The following is a 22036-nucleotide window of genomic DNA, read 5'->3' as shown; positions in this document are numbered from 1 at the left end:
ATGAGTAAAGAAGTATTAGCACAAGCAAAAGAGAAAATGGCTAAATCAGAGCAAGCATTACAACATCAACTAGGATCAATCCGCGCAGGTCGTGCCAACGCATCCCTGCTTGACCGTATTTCGGTGGATTATTACGGTGCGCCAACACCAATCAACCAATTAGCAGCCGTAAGCGTTCCAGAAGCGCGCTTATTGATGATTTCACCATATGATAAAACAGCGCTAGGCGATATCGAGAAAGCCATTTTAAAAGGTGATCTTGGAATTATGCCAAATAACGATGGTGAAGTTATTCGTATCTCGATTCCACAACTAACGGAAGAACGCCGTAAAGAGTTAGTAAAAGAAGTGAAAAAAGAAGCTGAGGATGCAAAAGTTGCGATTCGTAACGTGCGCCGTGATGCGAATGACGATTTGAAGAAATTAGAGAAAGCTGGCGATATTACGGAAGATGATTTACGTAATTTCACAGAAGACGTGCAAAAACTGACTGACGCAAGCATTAAGAAACTTGATGAGATTGCGAAGAGTAAAGAAGAAGAAATAATGGAAGTCTAGAAAAGCTGAAAGAGCCAGTTAGACCCGAAAAAATTTGTTAGGGGCCGCAATAAAAACCTTCACTTGGTTTTTGTGGAGGGCACGAAAATTTCGAGGGTCTGGCTCTTGAAGCTGGATCAACCGAAAAGCTGAAACGGCCCGTTCAGCTCCGACAAAAACTGGAGCGATTGCAGTAAAAAGCTGCTCTTGCTTTTTGCGGAGGGCGTGAAGTTTTCGAGGAGTTGGCCGTTGAAGCTGGATCCGGAGGTGCTGAGCATGATGCAATACCTAGCTATTCCAAGAAATTTTGGAGTATACCGAAGCGTTTCAATACCAATTTAGATGTGATACTTGTTTTGGCGTGTAAGAACCACTGATTGATTACATGCTCACTGCGTTCTCATGCATATTGTGGCTATAAATCGGCAAAAGATGCCTCATAAGAGTCACAACAATTTAGATGTCATACTCATTTCGGTGTTTAAGCGCGCCTCCCTTCTAACTTCTGGTTTTAGATACCGCTTTACGCATATCCAAGGCATTAAACTCGCCTTACCTGTATGCATGAAGCGGTTATTTCTTAGTAAGAATAGTGATTGAAAATATCATATCAGAGCTTCTCTCATCGATTTCTTATTTACTTTGAGCAAGTTATAGTACATAATTGCTGTTATTTTTGTTATTATAAGTATAGACGTGCCGACTCTTGGTAATTCTATTGGAGGAAAGAACATGTTTAAGAAAATATTTCGTCAAGATGAGAATGAGATAAATAGTGAAATTTCAGCGGAACTTCCTTTGCCGAGTCATGTTGCAATTATTATGGACGGAAATGGAAGGTGGGCAAAGAAACGTTTTTTGCCTCGAGTTGCTGGGCACCGTGAAGGAATGCAAGTTGTTAAGCGGATGACGCGCTATGCGAATTCGCTTGGCATCGATATATTAACATTGTACGCTTTTTCTACGGAGAACTGGAAGCGACCGAATGATGAAGTGGACTTTCTAATGAAGCTACCGGGTGAATTTTTTGATACGTTTATACCAGAGCTAATGGAAGAAAATGTTCGTGTCAATGTGATGGGGTATAAAGAGGAATTGCCAAAACACACATTGGATGCAGTAGAGCGAGCGATTGAGGCAACGAAGGGGAACACTGGGCTTGTTTTGAACTTTGCGTTAAATTATGGAGCACGAGCCGAGATTGTGACGGCAACGCAAGCAGCAATGCGCGAGTTGCTTGATGCAGGACTTACTGCAAATGATTTGACAGAGGAGTATCTGGAAAAGCATTTGATGAGTGCTGGTTTATCAGATCCAGATTTATTAATTCGAACAAGCGGCGAGCTTAGACTCAGTAATTTTATGCTATGGCAACTTGCGTACAGCGAGTTTTATTTTACAGAGACGCATTGGCCAGATTTTGCGGAAAATGATTTTAAGCAGGCGGTGGTGGAGTATCAGAATCGCTCGAGACGCTTCGGGGGCTTATAGGGAGGATATATTGTGAAAACAAGAATTATTACAGCAATCGTAGCTTTAGCGGTGTTCCTGCCGTTTGTAATCTATGGGAAATTGCCATTTGAACTGCTTAGTATGTTGTTGGCAGCAATTGCGTTATATGAAATTTTAGTGATGACAAAGCAACAGTTATTTTCGGTGAACGGGATTATCACGCTCGTTTTGACACTCATTATTGCGGCACCGACGTGGTTTATTGATTGGCTTGAGGAATATAGCATTACCCAGATGGAAATCATATTTGTCTGCATAGCATTATTGTTATCTTACACAGTATTTTCAAAGAATCGCTATCATTTTGATCAAGTCGGGATTGGCGTTTTAGCGGCGTTTTATACGGGGCTTGGTTTTCATTATCTTGCGGAGACGAGGAATGCTGGATTGGAATATGTTATTTTTGCTCTGTTGATCGTATGGATGACAGATACGATGGCATATTTTGTAGGCCGCTCAATTGGGAAACATAAACTGGCACCAAATGTAAGTCCGAATAAGACTGTGGAAGGGTTCGTTGGTGGTATTGTTTTTGCGGTGTTGATTGCCGGTGGGTACTATTTATACATGGGGTTAGATGGAAACCCAGTTGTTATCGCTGGCTTAATTGTAGTGCTATCTATTTTCGGTCAACTTGGAGATTTAGTAGAATCGGCTCTTAAACGTTATTACGGTGTGAAAGATTCTGGAAAGCTATTACCAGGTCATGGCGGAATACTGGATCGATTTGATAATTTATTATTTGTGTTACCACTTCTTTTGCCACTGCTACATATACTTCAAATTTTATAAAATAGAGGTGTACTGATGAGAAAAATTAATTTACTAGGCGCAACAGGTTCGGTTGGAAGCCAGACACTTGCGATTGTTAGGGAACATCCAGAATTATTCCAAGTTGTAGCGCTCTCGTTTGGGCGCAATATGAAACTAGGAATGGCTGTTATTCATGAATTTCAACCAGAAATTGTATCGGTAGAGCATCGCCGAGATTATGATAAATTAAAGTTGGAATTTCCTGAGATTAAGGTATATTATGGCGCGCTAGGATTGCAAGAAGTTGCGACATATAGCCATGGCGATATATTGATTAATGCGGTGATGGGCAGTGTTGGTTTACAGCCAACATTAGATGCGATTGCAGCGGGGAAAGAGATTGCGATTGCTAACAAAGAAACGCTAGTAACAGCAGGACATTTGGTGATGCGTGCAGCGAAGGAAAAAGGCGTGCGTTTAGTTCCTGTTGATAGTGAGCACTCTGCGATTTTTCAATGTTTACAGGGAGAAAATCCGGCGAGTATTGATAAATTGATTGTAACCGCTTCTGGTGGAAGTTTTCGTGATAAAACGCGAGATCAGTTAAAGGATGTGACGGTTGCAGAAGCTTTAGCGCATCCAAATTGGTCGATGGGGAATAAGATTACAATTGATTCTGCGACGATGTTTAATAAGGGGCTAGAAGTTATCGAGGCGCACTGGTTGTTTGATTTAGACTACGATAAAATTGATGTCGTCATTCACCGAGAGAGTGTTATTCATTCCATGGTAGCATTTAAAGATGGTAGCCATATCGCGCAACTCGGATTGCCAGACATGCGTGTCCCCATCCAATATGCATTGACATATCCGGAACGCGCAAGTATATCATTCAACAAACCGTTTGATATTACGGAGTTTGGCACGCTTCATTTTGATAAAATGGACTTACATCGTTTCCCAGCGTTGAAATTAGCATATACTGCTGGTAAAATAGGTGGAACGATGCCTTCTGTTTTAAATGCGGCGAATGAAATTGCTGTTGCCGGCTTTTTAAATGGTCAAGTTGCTTTTCAAGATATTGAGGCGCTCGTCGAAAACGCGATGAATCGTCACAAGGTAATACAAAACCCTGATTTAGAAACAATTTTCCAAGTAGATCAGGAAACACGTGCATACGTGAAGACACTTTTATAGAGGTGAAATAATGACAACAATTATTGCGTTTATATTTGTTTTTGGTCTAATCGTGTTCTTTCATGAACTCGGCCATTTCTTATTTGCCAAAAGATCTGGTATTCTAGTTCGTGATTTTTCAATCGGTTTTGGTCCAAAAATATTTGCTTACCGCAAAAAAGAAACACAGTACACATTAAGACTTCTTCCCATCGGTGGTTATGTTCGAATGGCTGGTGAGGACGGAGAAGTAGTCGAGCTGAAACCCGGTTATCGTGTTGGCTTGATTTTAAATGATGATGAGGTAGTAACAAAGATTATTATCAATGGAAAGGATCAGTATCAAGATGTGCAGCCGCTCGAGGTTTCTGGAAGCGATCTTGAAAAAGAACTTTTTATTGAAGGTTATGAAGAATACGATGAAGAGAAAATTGTTCGTTATCAGGTGGCAAGTGATGCTGTTGTTATTGACGGCAAAATAGAAACAATTATCGCGCCATATGACCGTGTTTTTCAGTCGAAATCCCTTGGTAAACGTGCGATGACTATCTTTGCAGGACCGCTATTCAACTTTATTTTAGCTATTATAATCTTTACAATTCTTGCTTTTGTCTCAGGAAGCGTTCCTTCGAATGAGCCTGAAATTGGACAAGTTATGGATAACGGTGCGGCACAAGAAGCTGGTTTGAAGCAGGGTGACGAAGTTATTTCAATTAATGGTAAGGCAATGGACTCATGGCAAGATATTTTTTCTACAGTTGAAAAAAGCCCGAATAAAGAACTTGATTTCAAAGTCGATCGTGATGGTAAAACACAGGATATCGAGGTAACACCGAAAGCTGAGAAAGCCCAAGATGGTACGAGCGTCGGCAAAATTGGTGTCGCACAACCAGGGTCTGACTCTTTCTGGACAAAAATCACGTATGGTTTCACGCAGACTTGGTTCTGGATAACGCAAATTGGCCATGTGCTTGGGCAGATGGTAACTGGCGACTTCTCGCTGAACATGTTGAATGGACCAGTTGGGATTTATACGTCTACGCAAGAGGTAGTGAGCTACGGTTTCTTGACATTACTAAATTGGACAGCTGTTTTAAGCATCAACTTAGGAATCGTGAATTTACTTCCGTTGCCAGCGCTTGACGGCGGACGGCTACTGTTCTTCTTATACGAATTAGTTCGTGGGAAGCCACTAGACCCGAAAAAAGAAGGCATGGTACATTTTATTGGTTTTGCATTATTGATGGTGCTAATGTTGCTCGTAACTTGGAATGATATTCAGCGAGCATTTTTCTAAGATAAACAGGGGGATTTAAGAGCGTATTGCTCATGTGGTTTTTAAGATAAAAAAATAGGGGTGTTAACATGCGTCAAACATTAAGTTTTATTCCAACATTGAAAGAAGTGCCTGCTGATGCGGAGGTGAAAAATCATCAATTGCTACTGCGCGCAGGATTTATCCGACAAACGGCCAGCGGGATTTACAGTTATTTACCACTCGCCAAATTAACACTACAAAAAATTGAAACTATTATTCGTGAAGAATTAAATCGAATCGATGCAGTGGAATTATTACTACCAGCATTGCAACCAGCAGAACTTTGGCAGGAATCAGGGCGTTGGGAAGATTATGGTTCAGAATTGATGCGTTTGAAAGATCGTAATTCACGTGATTTCGCGCTTGGCCCAACACACGAAGAAGTGATTACGTCGCTTTTACGTGATGAGGTGAAGTCTTATAAACGCTTACCACTGACAATGTATCAAATCCAGACGAAGTTCCGCGATGAATTACGCCCACGCTTTGGCTTATTACGTGGTCGTGAGTTTATTATGAAAGATGCGTATTCTTTCCATGCTACAGAAGAAAGTTTGGATGCAACGTATGATAAAATGTACCAAGCGTATTCGAATATTTTCACGCGTTGTGGATTAGATTTTCGTGCGGTTATTGCAGATTCAGGCTCCATTGGTGGGAATGAGACGAAAGAATTTATCGTACTTTCAGATATTGGTGAGGATACGATTGCTTATAGTGATGCTTCTGATTACGCAGCAAACGTTGAAATGGCTCCCGTGATGTATATGGAAAAGAAATCGCATGAAGAAGCGGGGGAACTCGAAAAAGTTGAAACACCTGATCAAAAAACAATTGCGGATATTGTATCATTTTTAGATATTCCTGTTGAAAAAACAGTGAAATCGATGCTTTACATGCTGGATGAAGAAGAAATAATCATGGTGCTCGTGCGTGGAGATCATGAAGTGAACGATATCAAAATCAAAAATGCTTTATCAGCTACGACGGTTGAATTGGCAACAAATGATCAAGCTGTAGAATTACTCGGTTCTGGATTTGGTTCGCTAGGTCCAATCGGTGTACCAGAACATGTCCGTATTTTTGCGGATAATGATGTGCAAGATATAGTAAATGCAGCGATTGGTGCGAATGAAGAAGGCTATCATATGATTAACGCGCAGCCAAAACGTGATTTTAACGTGCATACGTATTTTGATTTACGATTGATTCAAGAAGGAGATTTGTCTCCTGATGGACATGGTGTGATTAAATTTGCAGAAGGTATTGAAGTTGGCCATATCTTTAAACTAGGAACGAAATACAGTGAAGCGATGGATGCAACTTTCTTGGATGAGAACGGCCGCAGTAATCCGTTTATTATGGGCTGTTATGGGATCGGGGTTTCGAGACTGCTTTCGGCAATTGCTGAACAACAAGCAGATGATTCAGGCCTTGTTTGGGATCGCAGTATTAGTCCGCTTGATTTGCATTTAATACCTGTTAATATGAAGAGTGAAGAACAAGTTTCCTTTGCCGAAGAGCTTTACGCTTCTTTGCAAGAAATGGGTTATTCTGTTTTGCTAGACGATCGTTCAGAACGTGCTGGTGTAAAATTTGCTGATGCTGATTTGATTGGATTGCCAATGCGTGTAACTGTTGGTAAAAAGGCGGCAGAAGGCATTGTTGAAGTGAAGATTCGTAAAACAGGTGAAATGATTGAAGTTCGCAAAGAGGAACTGATGAACACATTACCGATTTTATTAGGCGAGAATGCATAGTATTGAGTAAATGAATCGGGTGAATCGGCGACAAACGTGCGTATTCACCTGATTTTGTGTAGAGCTGTTAGTTGCGTGAAAAATGAGTTGAAAACGAAGCCGTCTTACGAGTGAGATACAGTCAGGTGTTGTATTTCAAACTGGGAAGACGTTTTTTTGTTAAGTTACGAAAGGGAGTTGTTGAGATGTCTATTACAGATGCAGAAAAACAAGAACGATTCCAAATTTTGTTGCAGCAAATTGGATTAGGAAATGATGCCGTATTTCAAGATTTTACGCAAGATGGGAAAATCGAAAAACTGGTTGTAGATAAAGCTAACAAGATTTGGGAGTTCCATCTGGAAGTCGCACAAATTTTGCCGTTTGAACTATTTCAAATGATGCGTGTGGGAATGAATCAGGCGTTTCAACAGATTGCACAAACAACAATGCGGATTCAGGTGCGGGATGAGACGGTGACAGAGCGCTTGGTGGAAGATTATTGGAATGATACGATTACGCCATTTGCAAAGCAGTCACCAATGATTGGCCAGCTGTTGATTGAGCAAAAACCTATATTTACAGCACCAAACTTGATGGAAGTTCGGGTACATAACGAGATGGAGCAAACAACAATTGCCCAGCGTTTCCAACCAGCAATTGCGGAGAGTTTGCGTGAAAAAGGCTTCCCAACGATGGTGTTGCGCACGAATTTGTTAGATCAATCGGAAACGGAACATTATAAAGCTTTTGTAGAGGCCAAAGAGAAAGAGGATCAGGCGAAAGCGTTAGAAGCTGTACAGGTCATGCAAAAAAGAGCGGAGCAGCAAGCGAATGGCGATGGCGGAGGTGGAGCCGCACCTTCTGGACCATTCCAAATCGGATATAAAATCAAGGATGATGAGGAACGTAAGTCGCTTGGTGATATTTATGACGAGGAACGCCGGATTACAGTTGAAGGCTATGTGTTTGCAACAGAAATTCGTGAGTTGCGTAGTGGCCGTAGTTTATTGCAATTTAAGATTACGGATTATACGAGCTCCATCATTATTAAAATGTTTTCGCGAGATAATGAGGATGCCGCAATGTTCCAGAACATGAAAAAGGGAATGTGGGTCCGCGTTCGTGGTAGCGTTCAAATGGACACGTTCGTTCGTGACTTGATTATGATGGCGCAAGATGTAAATGAGATTGCTGGTGTGAAGCGTTTGGATACAGCAGAGGAGAAACGCGTAGAGCTACATCTTCATACACCGATGAGTCAAATGGATGCAACGTCTTCTGTCGCAGATCTCGTGAAGCAGGCTGCTGATTGGGGGCATAAGGCAATTGCGATTACAGATCATGCCGTGGCTCAATCGTTTCCAGAAGCATACGGTGCAGGGAAGAAAAACGGTGTCAAAATTTTGTATGGTATTGAGGCCAACCTGATTGATGACGGTGTACCAATTGCCTACAATGAACGTCACACCGCATTAAAAGATGCTACCTATGTTGTATTTGACGTTGAGACAACCGGTTTGTCCGCAGTTTACGACACAATCATCGAGCTTGCCGGTGTCAAAATGAAAGACGGTGAAATTATCGATAAATTTGAAGCGTTTATTGATCCAGGTCATCCATTATCAGCTACAACAATTAATTTGACGGGGATTACAGATGATATGGTTAAAGGTTCGGATCCAATTGAAGTCGTGCTACAAAACTTCAAAGATTGGTCTGGCGATGCGATTCTAATTGCGCACAACGCTTCATTTGATATGGGGTTCATCAATACAGCTTACACGAAAGTAGGCATTGAAAAAGCGGAGAACTCGGTTATCGATACGCTAGAACTAGCGCGTTTTCTCTATCCCCATTTTAAAAACCACCGTTTGAATACGTTGACGAAGAAATTCAACATTATTTTAGAGCAACATCACCGCGCCATTTTTGATGCAGAGGCAACCGCTTATCTCGGCTGGAAGCTAATCAAAGACGCGAAAGAAATGCGCGATATCGATTTCCATGACCAGTTCAACAATTATATGGGGGAAGGGGATGCATATAAGCGTGCGCGCCCATTTCACGCGACGATTTATGCTAAAACCGATGTCGGACTGAAAAATTTATTCAAACTCGTATCGATGTCACAAATCAATTATTTTTTCCGTATTCCTAGAATTCCAAGATCGGAGCTTAATAAACTAAGAGAAGGGCTTATCGTTGGTTCAGCCTGTAATCAAGGTGAAATTTTTGAAGCAATGATGCAAAAAGGGATGGAGGATGCAGAACGAGTGGCGGCTTTTTACGATTTCATTGAAGTGCAGCCAAAACCGGTGTATGCACCATTGATCGAACGAGAATTAGTCCGTGATGAGAAAGCCCTCGAAGAAATTATTAGTAACTTGGTAAAAGTCGGTGAACAAATTGGCAAGCCTGTTGTCGCAACAGGAAACGTCCACTATTTGAATCCAAATGACAAAATCTATCGTAAAATCTTGATTCATTCCCAAGGTGGAGCAAATCCGCTTAATCGTGCGACTCTTCCAGATGTTCATTTCCGCTCCACGGATGAGATGCTCGCTGAATTTTCCTTTTTAGGAGAAGAAAAAGCAAAAGAAATTGTTGTCACGAACTCCAATCTTGTCGCAGATTGGATGGACGACTTAAAACCAATCAAAGATGATCTCTATACACCAAAAATTGAAGGGGCAGAAGATGAGGTTCGCAATATGAGTTATACGATGGCACGTAGCATCTATGGTGAAATATTGCCTGAAATTGTCGAGGCACGTCTTGAAAAAGAGCTGAAAAGCATCATCGGTCACGGTTTTGCAGTTATTTACTTAATCTCGCATAAACTCGTGAAAAAATCGCTTAATGAAGGGTATCTCGTAGGTTCACGTGGTTCTGTCGGTTCTTCCTTAGTCGCAACCATGACAGAAATTACCGAAGTGAATCCATTGCCCCCACATTACATTTGTCCCAACTGCAAACAGTCCGAGTTTTTTGATGACGGGTCTGTAGGATCTGGATTTGATTTGCCAGACAAAGATTGTCCAGAATGTGGCACAGCGCTCACAAAAGAAGGGCAAGATATCCCATTTGAAACCTTCCTAGGCTTTAAAGGCGATAAAGTACCCGATATCGATTTGAACTTTTCTGGTGAGTACCAGCCAGTTGCGCATGCTTATACGAAGGAGCTTTTCGGTGAGGATTATGTGTATCGTGCCGGAACGATTGGTACGGTTGCCGAGAAGACGGCGTTTGGTTATGTACGGAATTACGAGCGAGATATGAACATGACAATCCGAGGAGCTGAGATTGATCGCCTGGTGCAAGGTTGTACTGGCGTAAAAAGAACAACTGGTCAGCATCCAGGGGGGATTATTGTTATCCCAGATTATATGGATGTCTATGACTTCTCACCAATCCAATTTCCGGCTGATGCGACGGACTCGGAATGGAAAACAACCCATTTTGACTTCCACTCGATTCATGATAATGTCCTAAAACTTGATATATTGGGGCACGATGATCCAACCGCAATCCGGATGCTTCAAGATTTAAGTGGTATTGATCCGAAAACAATTCCGACTGATGACAAAGAAGTGATGAAACTATTTGGTTCAACGGAATCGCTTGGCGTAAAACCTGCAGATATCGACTCCAAAACAGGAACGCTTGGCATTCCTGAATTTGGAACGCGCTTTGTTCGTCAAATGCTTGAGCAAACCAAACCAACGACATTTTCAGAACTTGTTCAAATTTCCGGGCTTTCCCATGGAACAGATGTATGGCTAGGAAACGCTGAGGAGCTCATAAAGAACGATATTTGCTCGCTTGCTGAGGTTATCGGTTGTCGTGATGATATCATGGTTTTCTTAATATACCAAGGTCTGGACAGCTCACTTGCCTTCCAAATTATGGAGTCAGTGCGTAAAGGGAAAGGCCTCGGTGAAGAAATGGAAGCTGCGATGATTGAGAATAAAGTGCCAAATTGGTACATTGATTCATGTAAAAAAATCAAATACATGTTCCCGAAAGCCCATGCTGCAGCGTATGTTCTCATGGCCGTTCGGATTGCTTATTTCAAAGTTCATCACCCATTGTTCTTTTACGCCACCTATTTTACAGTTCGCGCCGATGATTTTGATCTCACAGCGATGGTGAATGGGAAAGAAGCAACGAAAGCAAAAATGCAAGAAATAAACGCCAAAGGATTGGAAGCATCCATGAAAGAGAAGAGTTTGCTAACGGTTCTTGAGATTGCCAATGAAATGCTTGCACGTGGCTTCTCCTTCCAAAAAGTAGATTTATATAAGTCAAGCGCTGACGAATTCATTATTGAAGGTGATCAGCTAATTCCACCGTTCAATGCGATTCCAAGTTTAGGTACAAACGTTGCCAAATCTATCGTTGCAGCACGCGAAGACGGAGAATTCCTGTCAAAAGAAGACTTGCAGCAGCGCGGGAAAGTATCGAAGACAATCATTCAATATATGGATGACCAAGGCTGCTTAGATGGGTTACCCGACCAAAATCAACTTTCGCTATTCTAAAAATATCGGCTCTACATCAGGCAGTTAAGGGCCTAATGTTTGCGAAGGATGTATGTTTGTGTTATAGTTAATAATGAAATTACGATAACTCAACCAAGAGTGGGCCAATGCCCACTCTTTCCTTTTGCAACTTTGCATGGTTAGATTGTCGTAAACAACTGGCAATACTAGCTTTGTCAGATATATTAAAGGAGGCTAAAATGAGTAAAGTTCTTGAACAAGTTGAAGAAATCGTGTTGCCAATCGCAACGGAACTTCAACTGGAACTGGTCGATTTAGCGTTTGAAAAAGAAGGAAAGCACTGGTATTTGAGGGTATTTTTAGATAAAGAGGGCGGCATTGATATCGACGAATGTGCCTTGGTTAGCGAGAGACTAAGTGAAATCTTGGACAAAAATGACCCAATCACACAAAACTACTTTCTGGAAGTATCATCACCAGGCGCAGAACGACCACTAAAAAAGGAAAAAGATTTTGAAGCTGCTGTCGATAAGTGGGTTCACATCACAAGCTACGAACCGATTGCGGACCGTAAAATGTGGGAAGGAACACTTACAAAATATGATGGCATCACGCTAACTGTTGAAATTTTGGACAAGACACGTAAAATTGTCTGTGAAATTCCGAAAGACAAAGTAGCCAAAGCAAGATTAGCAATTAAATTTTAAAAGCGATAAATTAAAGGAGCTGAAAAAAGAATGAGCTCAGAACTATTAGATGCTCTTCATGTGTTAGAACATGATAAAGGAATTTCACGTGATGTGATTATTGAAGCGATTGAGGCAGCACTCGTATCTGCATACAAAAGAAACTTCAATCAAGCGCAAAATGTACGAGTAGATTTAAACTTAGATAAGGGCACAATGCATGTGTTAGCGCGCAAAGATGTAGTTGATCAAGTATTTGATTCTCGCCTAGAAATTTCAGTGGAAGAAGCTCACAAAATTAACGCCGCTTTCAAAGTTGGTGATGTTGTAGAGCTAGAAGTAACGCCAAAAGATTTCGGTCGAATCGCAGCACAAACAGCGAAACAAGTTGTGACGCAACGTGTTCGTGAAGCAGAGCGAGGTATCATTTACGACGAATTTATCGATCGCGAAGATGATATTATGACTGGTATTGTAGAACGCCAAGATTCTCGTTTTATCTATGTAAACCTAGGTAAAATCGAAGCGATTCTATCTCAAAATGAGCAAATGCCAAACGAGACATATCGCGCTCATGACCGTATCAAAGTATATTTGACAAAAGTTGAAAAAACGACTAAAGGGCCGCAAATTTACGTTTCTCGCACGCATCCAGGTCTTTTAAAACGACTTTTTGAAATGGAAGTTCCAGAGATCTATGAAGGTATCGTAGAAATTAAATCTGTTGCTCGTGAAGCCGGAGATCGCTCTAAAATCTCTGTCTACACAGAAAATCCAGAAGTTGATCCAGTTGGCTCTTGTGTTGGTCCAAAAGGTGCCCGCGTTCAAGCCATTGTCAACGAGCTAAAAGGTGAAAAAATTGATATCGTGGAATGGTCTGCCGATCCATTTACGTTTGTTGCAAACGCGTTAAGCCCATCCAAAGTTTTAGATGTCATTGTCAATGAAGAAGAGCAAGCAACAACTGTTGTCGTGCCGGATTATCAGCTGTCACTAGCTATCGGTAAACGTGGCCAAAATGCCCGTCTAGCTGCTAAGTTAACTGGTTGGAAAATTGATATTAAGAGCGAAACTGTCGCTACAGAAGCCGGTATTTATCCACGCCCTGATGGACCTATTATTGAACGCGTCGATATCGATATGGCTGACGAAATAGCCGACGATGAAGAATAGAGGAGTGACCAGCTGATGCGTAATAAAAAAATTCCCTTAAGAAAATGTATTGTAACCGGTGAACGCAGACCAAAAGGCGAACTTTTACGTATTGCGTACTCCAAAGACGGTGTACTTACGATAGATCCTAGTGGAAAAGCGCCTGGTCGTGGCTTTTATATTCTAATAGACAGCAAGGTTGCCGAAAAAGCTAAAAAGAAAAACAGTATTTTTCATCAAATGAAGATGCCAGAACAAGAAGGTTTTTACGATCAACTCATCGATTACGTAAAAACAATCGAAGGAGCAAATCATGGATTATAACAAAGCCTATTCCTTGCTTGGAATAGCCTATAGCGCTCGCAAACTCGTTACTGGCGAAGAATTAGTTTTAAAAGAAGTGAGGCGTCAAAAAGCACGACTCGTCATCATTTCAGAAGATATATCAGAAAAAACCGAGAAAACAATCCGTAACAAATGCCAGTATTACGATGTCCCGCTTGTGAAAGCCGGCACCCGTGAGCAACTAGGCGGTGCGATCGGCAAAGACGCAAGAGCCATTATCGCGGTAATGGATAAAGGATTTGCGGCAAAACTAACGGAATTACTCGGGTGAAATCTTAACGGAGGTGTGTCACATGAGTAAAGTTCGTGTATATGAATACGCAAAAGAACACCAAATACCTAGTAAGAAAGTCATCGAGACATTGCAAGGATTAGGCGTTGAAGTTGCTAATCACATGTCTACCATTAACGAAAATGCATTACGACAACTCGACAAAACATTGCTTGGACCGAACAAAGAATCTGCCGCGCCAAGCAGCCCACAAAAAGAATCAAACGAAGCAGGTCAAAGTAAGGGGTCTAATAAGCCAAATATGAATGATAAATCGAATCAATCCAAACCAACAAATACAAATAAATCAGCATCACAAGGTACAGCGAAGCCATCTACAAGTGGCAATAAAACAACTGGTGGACAAAATCGCCCAAACAACAGCGGTGGGCAAAACCGACCTAGTGGGAACGCACAAGGTGGAGGAAACCGTAATCAAGGTGGCAATCGCAACAATCAAAATCGCGGTCGCAAAAACAACACCAAGTATAAAGGGAAACGTAATCACAGTACTGTACCACCAACACCGCCGAAGCCAAAAGAGCTTCCAGAAAAAATCGTATTCTCAGAATCACTTACAGTTGGCGAATTAGCGCGTAAACTTTACCGTGAGCCATCCGAAATCATCAAAAAACTCTTCTTGCTAGGCGTTGTGGCAACAATTAACCAAAGCCTAGATAAAGACGCTATTGAACTAGTGTGTAGTGAGTACGGCGTAGAAGCAGAAGAAGAAATCAAAATCGATATCACAGATTTAGATGTTTATTTTGAAGAAGCAGTCGAAGAAGACAAAGGTAACGAAGTCGAGCGTCCAGCTGTTGTAACAATTATGGGTCACGTTGACCATGGTAAAACAACGTTACTTGATTCCCTGCGCAACACAAAAGTAACGCTTGGCGAAGCCGGTGGAATCACGCAACACATTGGTGCCTACCAACTAGAAGTCCATAACAAAAAAATTACATTCTTAGATACTCCTGGTCACGCAGCCTTTACAACAATGCGTGCTCGTGGCGCTAAAATTACTGATATCACAATCCTCGTTGTCGCAGCAGATGATGGTGTTATGCCACAGACAATTGAGGCGATTAACCATGCGAAAGCAGCCGAAGTACCAATCATTGTTGCTGTCAACAAAATTGATAAGCCACAGGCCAATGCAGATCGCGTGATGCAAGAGCTAACCGAGTATGAATTAGTTCCTGAAGCATGGGGTGGTGACACGATTTTTGTACCAATCTCCGCGAAATTTGGGGAAGGTTTAGACACGTTGCTTGAAATGATTCTACTCGTTTCCGAAGTGGAAGAATTGAAAGCAAATCCAGATCGCCTTGCTATCGGTAGTGTTATCGAAGCAGAACTCGACAAAGGTCGCGGCTCCGTTGCAACTCTACTAGTTCAAGATGGTACACTAAACGTTGGTGATCCAATCGTTGTCGGTAATACTTTTGGACGTGTTCGTGCGATGGTAAATGATATTGGACGTCGTGTAAAAAAAGTAGGACCAAGTACACCAGTTGAAATCACTGGACTTAGCGATGTACCACAAGCTGGTGACCGTTTTGTAGTCTTTGAAGATGAGAAAACAGCTCGTAGCGTTGGTGAAGCTCGTGCAAGTCGCGCTGTTGTTGCGCAACGTTCGGCAACAAATCGTGTGAGCCTTGAAAACCTATTCGAGCACATGAAAGCTGGCGAAATGAAAGAAGTTAACGTTATCATCAAAGCCGATGTACAAGGCTCAGTCGAAGCATTAGCGGCATCTCTACGCAAAATCGATGTAGAAGGCGTTAACGTGAAGATTATCCATACGTCTGTTGGTGCCATTAACGAATCCGATATTACACTAGCCTCTGCATCAAATGCCATTGTCATCGGTTTCAACGTTCGTCCAACGACACAAGCACGTGAAGGCGCTGAAAATGAAGGCGTTGATATTCGTTTACACCGCGTTATTTACAAAGCAATCGACGAAATCGAAGCTGCGATGAAAGGGATGCTTGATCCAGAATTCCAAGAAAAAATTATCGGTCAAGCCCAAGTACGTCAAACAATTAACGTATCGAAAGTCGGGACAATCGCGGGTTGTTACGTTACTGACGGTAAAATCACACGCGATAGTGGCGTTCGTATTATTCGTGACGGTATCGTTGTGTTTGAAGGGGAAATCGGTACGCTAAAACGCTTTAAAGATGACGCGAAAGAAGTAGCGAAAGGTTTCGAATGCGGTATTACTATCGATAAATTTAACGATATTAAAGAAGATGACGTCATTGAAGCATACATCATGGAGGAAATTGAACGTAAATGATTCGCTACATCGAGTCCGAGTGGTTTTTGCAGACGCCACAAACATTAAAAGAAAAGCGAGCCATTATCAAGCGTATTCTAACACGCGCTGGCCAAAAATTTAATATTTCCATTGCTGAAATTGGATTCCAAGACAAATGGCAGCGATCCCTCATTGGATTTGCTGTTGTCTCAGAATCCAGCAATCAAGCCGAGAAAGTCGCAGGTACCGTTCTGGCATTCCTCGACTCATTTCCAGAATGGGAACGAGGCAAAACGACAATGGAAAGTTTGTAAAATGAGGTGAAAATATGAATCTTAGAGCTAATCGTGTAGCAGAGCAAATGAAAAAAGAGCTTGGCGACATCCTTAACCGCAAATTAAGAGATCCTCGCATCGGCTTTATTACCGTAACAGGCGTTGACGTAACAGGTGATTTGCAACAAGCAACTGTGTTCGTCTCTGTTTTAGGCGAAGAAAAAGGCCAAAAAGATGCCTTAGCAGCCCTCGAAAAAGCGCACGGGTTTATTCGCTCCGAAATAGGAACTCGCATTCGTTTGCGCAAAGTCCCAGAACTATTTTTTGAAATCGATCATTCTGTGGCTTACGGAAACCATATCGATGACTTATTACGCGGTCTAAACGATAACGAATAGGAAACAGGGAAAGGGTAGGTGTCGGTTTTTGCGGACGTCTATCCTTCTTTGTGTATGAAAAGGAGTGATTTGACACGATGGACGGAATTATCCCCTTATGGAAAGAAAAAGGAATGACCAGCCATGATTGCGTATTCAAACTACGCAAAATTCTCCAAACGAAAAAAGTTGGTCATACAGGTACGCTTGATCCAGATGTCGAAGGTGTTCTTCCAATCTGCATCGGGCGCGCTACAAAGCTTGCAGAATACATTACTGATGAAGGTAAAACCTATGAAGCAACCGTTACAATTGGCACTGCAACAACGACAGAAGATGCGAGCGGAGAAGTAGTTGCTGAGAAAAAAATCACCGAAACCATTTTACCAATCGATATTGAAAAAGTAGTAAAATTATTCGTTGGAGAAATCGAGCAAATCCCACCAATGTACTCTGCCGTCAAGGTGAATGGCCGCAAGTTGTATGAATATGCAAGAGCAGGAATAGAGGTAGAACGCCCGAAACGCACGGTGAATATTTATGCAATAGAGCTCTTGAAGCCTTTTGTTTCAATAAGTCCAGAGTATAATACATTTAACATACGCATCAAATGTGGCAAGGGAACTTATATTCGAACACTGGCTGTGATGATTGGGGAGAAACTTGGCTATCCGGCACATATGTCAGAATTAAAACGGACGCAAAGTGGTATTTTTAAGGAAGAACAATGTTTTACCTTAGATGAAATTGAAGCGTTGCGAGCAAAAGAAGAAGAGGCTAGCTTCTTATATCCTTTAGAAGATGGCTTATCCGATATGCCACAGCAACATATCTCTGAACTAATTCATGAGAAAGTGCTAAATGGCGTTGTATTACCAGAACAATTTATTAAAGAACGCAATAAAGGGCGTGTAGCCTTACTTTACAAAAATAAGTTGACCGCAATCTATGTTAAACATCCAGAACGTCGCGATTTTTGGAAACCAGAAAAAGTGATTGAATTGCGTGAGGGCAAGTTAAACTAAAGGCAAAGACAAGCTACTATTTGAACAGATCTCAAAATTAGCTTCTCGTCGCCGTATTGATTGTGCACTTACCTTACCTATGAATTCACATAGCAAGTATAGTGCAGAGAGAAGGGGATTTCATGGAAACATATTTTTTACACCATCCGCCAGAAAACATCAATCGTGATCCTAAAGTCATCGCGCTTGGGTTCTTCGACGGGCTACACCGAGGACATCAACAAGTCATCGCTACAGCTAAAAAAGAAGCTGAAAAGCGTGGTATAAAAACAGCGGTTCTAACATTCGATCCGCATCCATCCGTCGTACTTAGCCAAATGCGAAAACAGGTTAAATATTTAACCCCCCTTGAAGAAAAGAAACGCAAAATGGCTGATTTAGGTGTCGATATTTTATACATTGTTCGTTTCACAACCGCATTTTCTAATTTGAGCCCAGAAGATTTTGTGACGAATTATTTGATTGGTTTGAATGCAAAACATGTCGTTGCTGGCTTCGATTACTCTTACGGTCGTCAAGGTGCTGGCAAAATGACAGAACTAAACGACTATGCGAACGGACAATTTGATGTAACAGTTGTTCAAAAATTAGAAGATTTACATGATAAAGTGAGCTCTACAAATATTCGAAAATATATTTCAGAAGGTAAGTTAGATGAAGCAAATCAACTATTAGGCTATCCGTACACGCTTACTGGAACGGTGATACATGGCGACAAACGAGGACGTACAATCGGCTTTCCAACTGCAAACATTGCAGTAGACGAAGGCTTTCTCATCCCTAAATTAGGTGTCTATGCCGTCAAATTTAAGGTATCTGGACAAACCCATTTAGGAATGGCGAGTATTGGATATAATATTACCTTCAAGGATGACCAAGCCATGTCAATAGAAGTCTATATTTTAGATTTCCACCAAGAAATATACGGAGAAGAAATAGAAATTGAATGGTTCCATTATTTCCGACCAGAATTAAAATTCAATGGCGTTGAAGGACTGATTGAGCAATTAAAGCAAGATGAAGCCGATACAAGAGCCTATTTTGCATAAAAAGTCAGGCTATCACTTGCTTTTTGCCCCAAAATAGTGTATCTTTAACTCTGTACGAAAAAGAACCCTTACTTGGCTTTTTGCGAGTCACCAACGCTTGGCTCAGTATGCGGGGATTAGAAAAGAAGGAGGTGTGTAAGAAATGGCATTGACACAAGAGCGTAAAAATGAAATTATTGCTGAGTATCGTGTACATGATACGGACACTGGTTCACCAGAAGTTCAAATCGCTGTTCTTACTGCAGAAATCAACAGTTTGAATGAACACGTTCGCGAGCACAAGAAAGATCACCATTCTTATCGTGGTTTGATGAAAATGGTTGGTCACCGTCGTAACCTTTTAACTTACCTACGTAAGAAAGATGTTGCACGTTACCGCGAACTTATCGGACGTTTAGGTTTACGTCGATAAAACAAGGAAAACGGGATATTTTTGTCCCGTTTTTTTTTGAAAAAATAAATAAGAAGTGCCCACTATCCAAGAAAGTAGAAGAAACTTTATCGCATGAATCCAAAAACGTGCCACTTTACATAATAAAAAAACTAGATTCTGTTGATCACTTTGAATTCGCAGACGCAAAACCCGGCAAGTCAAGAAGTGCTCAGATGCTAGGCGAAGTAGAGCACCGAAGCAGAGCGTATTGAGATACGTGAGCATCGGAGTGCAAACTTCAACGACGCAGCTGAGTGATTCTCGACTTGCCGGCAGGTTTTTGGATTTATGCGTGTCTGTAATCAGGCGTGCGTGAAGAAATAATGCATGGTAAAGTTTCGATTTGATAGTGGACGCTCCTAAAAAAGGAGATCAAAATATGACTGAAAAACAAGTATTTAAATCCACATGGGCAGGGAAGGAATTAGCAATCGAAGTTGGTCAAATGGCAAAACAAGCAAATGGAGCCGCGCTAATCCGTTACGGCGATACAGTTGTTTTAACAGCAGCAGTTGGATCAAGAAAGCCTAGACCAGGTGACTTTTTCCCACTGACAGTTAACTACGAAGAAAAGATGTACGCGGTAGGTAAAGTTCCTGGTGGCTTCTTAAAGCGCGAAGGACGTCCGAGTGACCGTGCGACATTGACAGCTCGTCTAATTGACCGCCCGATTCGTCCACTTTTTGCTGAAGGGTATCGTAATGATGTTCAAATCACATCCACTGTGCTTAGTGTGGATCAAGATTGCTCTCCAGAAATGGCTGCAATGCTCGGTTCATCGATTTCTCTTTGTATTTCGGATATTCCTTTTGAAGGGCCGATTGCAGGTGTTGATGTTGGTCGCGTGAATGGTGAATATATCATCAATCCAAGCATTGAGCAACAGGAGCTAAGTGATATTAGCTTAACGGTTGCGGGAACAAAAGAAGCGATTAACATGGTAGAAGCAGGCGCGAAAGAAGTACCTGAGGAAGCAATGTTAGAGGCGATTATGTTTGGTCATGAAGAGATAAAACGCTTAATCGCATTCCAAGAAGAAATTGTTGCCGCAGTTGGCAAAGCGAAAATGGAAATCGAACTATTCGTACCAAATGCAGAGCTTGTAGCTGAGGTAACTGCTCGTGCAGAAGCAGATATGAAAACGGCGATTAAAACCGAAGAGAAATTAGCACGCGAAGAAAATATCAATGTACTAAAAGAAGCAGTCGTTGCTGAATACGAAGCAAAAGAACTAGAAGATGCAGCAGAAATTTTACCAGAAGTAAAACATATTTTAGAGATGCTTGAGAAAAATGAAATGCGTCGTCTAATATCACAAGATAAAATCCGTCCAGATGGTCGTAAAGTAGATGAAATCCGACCGTTATCATCCGAAGTTGGTATTTTACCACGTGTCCATGGTTCAGGCTTGTTCACGCGTGGCCAAACGCAAGCGCTTAGTGTATGTACATTGGCACCACTTCGCGAACACCAAATCATTGATGGGCTTGGTCTAGAAGATTCCAAACGCTTTATGCATCATTACAATTTCCCGCAATTTAGTGTTGGGGAAACAGGACCTCGTCGCGCACCAGGTCGTCGTGAAATCGGTCACGGCGCATTAGGTGAACGTGCATTACAACAAGTTATTCCAAGTGAAGAGGATTTCCCATATACGATTCGTCTAGTATCAGAGGTACTTGAATCGAACGGATCCAGCTCGCAAGCAAGTATCTGTGGTTCAACACTTGCGATGATGGATGCGGGTGTACCAATTAAAGCGCCCGTTGCTGGTATTGCGATGGGACTTGTGAAACTTGGAGATGATTATACGATTCTTTCTGATATCCAAGGAATGGAAGATCACTTCGGCGACATGGATTTCAAAGTAGCCGGAACACGTGATGGAATTACTGCACTCCAAATGGATATTAAAATCGAGGGCTTGAGCCGTCAAATTTTAGAAGAAGCTTTAACACAAGCAAAAGCAGGTCGCTTGCATATTCTAGAACATCTCGAAGCAACAATTAACACACCTCGCGAAACCTTATCAGAGTATGCTCCTAAAATCGTTACAATCACGATTAAACCTGATAAAATCAAAGATGTTATCGGGCCTGGTGGTAAACAAATCAATCAAATTATCGAGGAAACAGATGTTAAAATTGATATCGAGCAAGATGGTACAGTTTTCATTGCATCTCAAGATGATGCGATGATTGAAAAAGCCAAAGCAATGATTGAAGAGATCGTTCGCGAAGTACAAGTTGGTGAAATCTACGATGGTAAAGTGCGTAGAATTGAGAAATTTGGAGCTTTTGTAGAACTATTCAAAGGCAAAGATGGCCTGATTCACATCTCTGAACTAGCACACGAACGTGTTGGTAAAGTAGAAGACATTTTAAAAATGGGCGATATTGTGAAAGTCAAAGTTACAGAAATTGACGATCACGGCCGTGTAAACGTATCTCGTAAAGCCTTGATCGAGAAAAAAGAAGGAAGCACAGAACAACCAAATCGTGCCCCTCGTAAAGAAGGCTACAAGAAACCTTACAATAATGACAAAAAATAATAAACAGAAACCATCTGCCGCTACTGGTTGGTGGTTTTTTGATGCAATAAAAAAATCCCGCTG

The 22036-nt window shown here is 41.6% G+C and carries 18 protein-coding genes; all 18 read left to right on the top strand.

The window, feature by feature from the left end; genetic code table 11:
• Positions 1 to 558, top strand: coding sequence for a ribosome recycling factor (gene frr / locus R8925_RS04455; protein ID WP_430534711.1), 558 nt, complete (start codon positions 1 to 3; stop codon positions 556 to 558).
• A gap of 711 nt (positions 559 to 1269) precedes the next feature.
• Positions 1270 to 2028, top strand: coding sequence for an undecaprenyl pyrophosphate synthase (gene uppS / locus R8925_RS04450; protein ID WP_430534710.1), 759 nt, complete (start codon positions 1270 to 1272; stop codon positions 2026 to 2028).
• A 12-nt stretch (positions 2029 to 2040) separates the two neighbouring features.
• A complete protein-coding gene (locus R8925_RS04445; RefSeq protein ID WP_430534709.1) occupies positions 2041 to 2841 on the top strand; it encodes a phosphatidate cytidylyltransferase in 801 nt (266 codons plus the stop codon).
• A gap of 15 nt (positions 2842 to 2856) precedes the next feature.
• On the top strand, positions 2857 to 3999 hold the full coding sequence (locus R8925_RS04440; protein ID WP_430534708.1) for a 1-deoxy-D-xylulose-5-phosphate reductoisomerase: 1143 nt from the start codon (positions 2857 to 2859) through the stop codon (positions 3997 to 3999).
• Positions 4000 to 4009: 10 nt separating this feature from the next.
• Entirely contained in the window at positions 4010 to 5275 is a 1266-nt protein-coding gene (rseP, locus tag R8925_RS04435; RefSeq protein WP_430534707.1) for an RIP metalloprotease RseP, read from the top strand.
• A 68-nt stretch (positions 5276 to 5343) separates the two neighbouring features.
• Positions 5344 to 7056 carry a proline--tRNA ligase gene (locus tag R8925_RS04430; RefSeq protein WP_430534706.1) on the top strand — a complete coding sequence of 571 codons (1713 nt, stop codon included), beginning with the start codon at positions 5344 to 5346 and terminating at the stop codon, positions 7054 to 7056.
• Positions 7057 to 7241: 185 nt separating this feature from the next.
• Positions 7242 to 11579, top strand: a complete 4338-nt coding sequence (locus R8925_RS04425; RefSeq protein ID WP_430534705.1) for a PolC-type DNA polymerase III — start codon at positions 7242 to 7244, stop codon at positions 11577 to 11579.
• A gap of 200 nt (positions 11580 to 11779) precedes the next feature.
• Positions 11780 to 12247 carry a ribosome maturation factor RimP gene (gene rimP / locus R8925_RS04420; protein ID WP_430534704.1) on the top strand — a complete coding sequence of 156 codons (468 nt, stop codon included), beginning with the start codon at positions 11780 to 11782 and terminating at the stop codon, positions 12245 to 12247.
• 30 nt (positions 12248 to 12277) lie between these two features.
• Complete coding sequence (nusA, locus tag R8925_RS04415; RefSeq protein ID WP_430534703.1) at positions 12278 to 13399, top strand: transcription termination factor NusA; 1122 nt, start codon at positions 12278 to 12280, stop codon at positions 13397 to 13399.
• Between the two features lie 15 nt (positions 13400 to 13414).
• The gene (rnpM, locus tag R8925_RS04410; protein WP_430534702.1) at positions 13415 to 13702 is read left to right on the top strand and encodes an RNase P modulator RnpM; all 288 of its coding nucleotides are present in this window, start codon (positions 13415 to 13417) and stop codon (positions 13700 to 13702) included.
• Entirely contained in the window at positions 13692 to 13994 is a 303-nt protein-coding gene (locus tag R8925_RS04405) for a YlxQ family RNA-binding protein (protein WP_036069577.1), read from the top strand. Before rnpM ends, R8925_RS04405 begins: the two co-directional genes overlap by 11 nt.
• 22 nt (positions 13995 to 14016) lie before the next feature.
• Complete coding sequence (gene infB, locus R8925_RS04400; RefSeq protein ID WP_430534701.1) at positions 14017 to 16302, top strand: translation initiation factor IF-2; 2286 nt, start codon at positions 14017 to 14019, stop codon at positions 16300 to 16302.
• Positions 16299 to 16577, top strand: a complete 279-nt coding sequence (locus R8925_RS04395; RefSeq protein ID WP_430534700.1) for a DUF503 domain-containing protein — start codon at positions 16299 to 16301, stop codon at positions 16575 to 16577. Before infB ends, R8925_RS04395 begins: the two co-directional genes overlap by 4 nt.
• A 14-nt stretch (positions 16578 to 16591) precedes the next feature.
• Positions 16592 to 16936, top strand: coding sequence for a 30S ribosome-binding factor RbfA (gene rbfA, locus R8925_RS04390; RefSeq protein ID WP_036069580.1), 345 nt, complete (start codon positions 16592 to 16594; stop codon positions 16934 to 16936).
• Positions 16937 to 17013: 77 nt separating this feature from the next.
• Positions 17014 to 17940 (top strand): tRNA pseudouridine(55) synthase TruB, encoded by a 927-nt coding sequence (gene truB / locus R8925_RS04385; protein WP_430534699.1) that lies wholly within the window; start codon positions 17014 to 17016, stop codon positions 17938 to 17940.
• 122 nt (positions 17941 to 18062) lie between these two features.
• A complete protein-coding gene (locus R8925_RS04380; RefSeq protein WP_430534698.1) occupies positions 18063 to 18989 on the top strand; it encodes a bifunctional riboflavin kinase/FAD synthetase in 927 nt (308 codons plus the stop codon).
• A gap of 142 nt (positions 18990 to 19131) precedes the next feature.
• Positions 19132 to 19401, top strand: a complete 270-nt coding sequence (rpsO, locus tag R8925_RS04375; RefSeq protein ID WP_036062005.1) for a 30S ribosomal protein S15 — start codon at positions 19132 to 19134, stop codon at positions 19399 to 19401.
• A 400-nt stretch (positions 19402 to 19801) separates the two neighbouring features.
• Entirely contained in the window at positions 19802 to 21973 is a 2172-nt protein-coding gene (pnp, locus tag R8925_RS04370; RefSeq protein ID WP_430534697.1) for a polyribonucleotide nucleotidyltransferase, read from the top strand.
• The last annotated feature ends 63 nt before the right edge of the window (positions 21974 to 22036 follow it).

Source organism: Listeria rocourtiae subsp. hofi (assembly GCF_963575615.1).
Classification (GTDB): Bacteria; Bacillota; Bacilli; order Lactobacillales; family Listeriaceae; genus Listeria_A; species Listeria_A hofi.
This window is presented reverse-complemented; position numbering and strand designations above follow the sequence as displayed.